Origin of the sequence: Brasilonema bromeliae SPC951, from assembly GCF_012912135.1 — a bacterium.
GTDB lineage: Bacteria > Cyanobacteriota > Cyanobacteriia > Cyanobacteriales > Nostocaceae > Brasilonema > Brasilonema bromeliae.
Genome location: NZ_QMEB01000366.1, coordinates 1 through 3,308, shown reverse-complemented (window position 1 = coordinate 3,308; position 3,308 = coordinate 1). Strand labels below are relative to the sequence as shown.

3 protein-coding genes and 1 pseudogene are annotated in these 3,308 nt (G+C 38.7%); 1 reads left to right on the top strand and 3 read right to left on the bottom strand.

Annotated features, from left to right (window positions below; translation table 11 throughout):
• The 3 genes from DP116_RS27590 to DP116_RS27580 all read right to left on the bottom strand — a co-directional run.
• Positions 1-1,778: CHAT domain-containing tetratricopeptide repeat protein (locus DP116_RS27590; RefSeq protein ID WP_169158164.1), on the bottom strand; the 1,778-nt coding region annotated here is incomplete at its 3' end.
• A gap of 16 nt (positions 1,779-1,794) precedes the next feature.
• Positions 1,795-1,926 (bottom strand): plasmid partition protein ParG, encoded by a 132-nt coding sequence (locus tag DP116_RS27585; protein WP_169158163.1) that lies wholly within the window; start codon positions 1,924-1,926, stop codon positions 1,795-1,797.
• A gap of 345 nt (positions 1,927-2,271) precedes the next feature.
• On the bottom strand, positions 2,272-2,634 hold the full coding sequence (locus DP116_RS27580; protein WP_169158162.1) for a winged helix-turn-helix transcriptional regulator: 363 nt from the start codon (positions 2,632-2,634) through the stop codon (positions 2,272-2,274).
• A 254-nt stretch (positions 2,635-2,888) separates the two neighbouring features.
• Between DP116_RS27580 and DP116_RS27575 the strand changes: the two are divergent.
• Positions 2,889-3,308 (top strand): annotated as a pseudogene (locus tag DP116_RS27575) (scytonemin biosynthesis PEP-CTERM protein ScyF); the annotation flags it as partial.

Genomic DNA, 3,308 nt, shown 5'->3' with positions numbered 1-3,308 from the left:
TTAATAGCTTGGTTATAATCAGCAAGAGCGCGGTCATACTCTTTTTTATATAAGTAAGAATTTCCTCGGTCGTTGTAAGCTTGGGCATAGTTCGGCTCAAGTTTAATAGCTTGGTTATAATCAGCAAGAGCGCGGTCATACTCTTTTTTATTGTTGTAAGAAACTCCTCGGCCGATGTAAGCTTGGGCAGAGTTCGGCTCAAGTTTAATAGCTTGGTTATAATCAGCTATAGCACGGTCATAGTCTTTTTTATTGGTGTAAGAAATTCCTCGGCTATTGTAAGCTTGGGCATAGTTCTGGTCAAGCTTAATAGCTTGGTTATAATCAGCAAGAGCGCGGTCATACTCTTTTTTATATAAGTAAGAATTTCCTCGGTAAAGGTAGACTATTTTCTGGTTTAACACTTTAATTGAATCATTACCCTGTTTCAAAGCTTCGCTAAAAGAGTTTATAGCCTGTTTCCAATCACTAACTGTGTAACGAATTAATCCCACAGTAAAATGAGTCAAATAACTCATCTGTTTTGAAAGACGTAATTGCAATTTAAAATTGTTTAATTCAGAGATGCTAGCCGTCTGTTCTAATGAACCAATTTTAGGTAAGTATTTTTTTGGGTTTCGCAATACTTCAAAGTGTGGCTCAAACTGTGTCTTTGTATTTGTTACGCCATAATTACCCCAGATGACAATACTAGCTTTGTGACTTTTTCCTTCACTCAGGGCATCTTGACGATTAGTAATTATTTTGTTTAAACGTTGTACTTTGACATCAGGATATCGTTGAAAGGCATTATCTAGCTTATTAAAGATATTTTGAGTCACACGATAGTTTTTTTGATCGGCAGAAGTTTCAAAATCAGCGAGAAGAACAATAATGTCCTTGGTTGGAAGTTCCAATATATAAAATCCAGTTATAGTCAAAAGAGGTATAATAACCATCCCTGCTAGAGCCAAACGCCGTAATTTTTTATATTGTTTGAATCGTCTAAAGAAATTGATATTAAAACCAGCAATTTGACTTGAGGGATAGTAGATGTATGCACAACAGAGCCAAAAAGTAATCAGACCAAGACCTAGTAAAATACGAGTTATTAATCCATAATCGTTAAGTACTAACCGGAAAAGTCCTAGTAAGCTAATTATCAAACCAAATACTACCGTGCCAATAAAGAACAAGGGTGCATATGGTTGAGTTGTGATTGAGTCTTCCGGACTAAAATCTCTATGTCTAATTTTTATGGTGGAAGTATTAAATTCCGAAAGATTATTTAAATCTATATTATTACAACCAAATTTAAATCCATCTGCGTAGTTTCTGCCACCAAAAATAGCATCATAAAATCCTTTGGAAAAAAGGATAGCAGAATTATCTGGAATAGATTGTCCCATACCAATGACACAATCAATATGTTGAAAAATTGCTTCAGCTTGAGTCTCGGAATAGCAAGCGTTGAGTAAAACACACTCTACTTGCTCTTTTGATAACTCAAAAAAACGTGAGAGTGATTGCGTACTTACTATCTGCGCTTCACCTGAGTTATTTTCCAGAACTAAGCCATCTGTCCCAGTACCGTGACCGGAAAAATGTACTATTTGTGGTTTATGATCTAACAATGTACGACGCAACTCATCAATACGAACTGCGCCTTTATTAATCAATTCAAAATTTTCTCTATTGAGGGCGCGTTCCCACGCTGCTTGAATTTCTCGTACTTCTTCATCCAAGCGCAAGTTATTTGTATTTATAGGATTAGCTGATAAAATTAAAATCTTCTTCATCAGGCTTTGGGATCACTCAATGAATAACTTCGTTTGTTTTTAACCACATCTCAACTAGTTCAGTTATCACTTGGCTCATCTTCAGCCCACGGATAGCACAGGCTGCGTGAAACCGTTTTTTGATGTCGTCAGTGATACTAGTGTGCATAAGTTTTACAGATTTGAAAGCTTGTATAAAAAATTGTATAAGAATCCGGTTTGATTTGTGAACTAACAAAGTCAGGACAGGGAACTCTTAACAGGGAACACTTCGACAAGCTCAGTGCATCGCAGGGAACAGGGAAGAAGGAATAAACATGTACCTAGCTTCGCAAAAATCAAATAGGAGTCCTATAGACTTCCAACGATTTGGTGGTGGTTATTTATCCCAAGCCAACCGGATAATTTCCCAGATTTTGGCGATTTTGCGCTAAGACACATTAGACATATCCAAAGTCATTGTGTAAAAGCTGCTTTTTATGCTTGATTGAAAACAGGAGTTATGATATATATTTTATCTTTTTTCTACTGGTAAATCGATATCCTTGCGTTCTTGTGGATACCATTTATGCGCGATCGCCGCAAGTTGATCCAGAACTACAATCAGGTCTTGCGATCGTTCAGTTAAGCCGTAGGTTACTTGCGGCGGGATAGTTGGTTCGTAGGTGCGGTAGAGTATCTCTGCCTCCTCAAGCATCCGCAATCTCTCAGTCAAGACTTTTGATGAGATCCCTTCGATCTGACGTTTTAAAGCACCAAAGCGAGTGGGTCCATTGTTTCGTAAAATCCAAAGAATGTAGAAAGTCCAAGGTCCGCTAAGCAGGTTTAACAAAGTACCTACCGGGCAACTACTGACTGATTCCTGAGACAGAGGCATAATTATCTAGTTTCTCCTGCGTACTCTAGTTACTTTAAAGTACCTACTTTTACTTTTTCAACTGGTAACTTATAGTAACTAAAAGAAAGATACAAGTCTTCCACTTACCACACCATAGGCTAAATCAGTAAAAACTTCACAGTCTTTGACTGAGGAAGTGGTGCGTAGGGCTTTGCCCTTGCCGGTGGTATCGCTCGTCGATATGCACTGCTATACGCTTGCGTCTATAAGTTACACACACAGGAGTTCAACCCATGAAATTAGTTAAAAATTTGTCAATTGCCATTCTTGGTGCTGGATTCATGGTATTTGCAACAGCCGCTCAAGCTTTCTCTCTAGAGCTAACTTACGATAAGTCTATTGGTAGCCCGGGCTTTGGTCCTGGAGAGCTATTTGTTCCCCAAGGCATAACCAAAGATAGCCAAGGGAATATCCTCATAACTAACGGACGCGGTGTTAACCCGGATGGTACTCCTAACTTCAACATCGGTAACAAAGTAGAAAAATTTAGTCCTAGCGGTGAGTATATTGGAGCCATTGGCGCAGGCGGCACAGGACCCGGACAGTTTGACGAGCCATCAGCTCTAGAAATCTCTCCGGTAACAGGGGATCTGTATGTAGGTGATGTTTACAACAACCGCATCAATCAATTCGATTCTCAGGGTAACTTTATT

Bases quoted from the DNA above. Each gene is read 5' to 3' on its own strand.
- DP116_RS27585 (WP_169158163.1), bottom strand. From the start codon at position 1,926: ATGCACACTAGTATCACTGACGACATCAAAAAACGGTTTCACGCAGCC.
- DP116_RS27580 (WP_169158162.1), bottom strand. From the start codon at position 2,634: ATGCCTCTGTCTCAGGAATCAGTCAGTAGTTGCCCGGTAGGTACTTTG.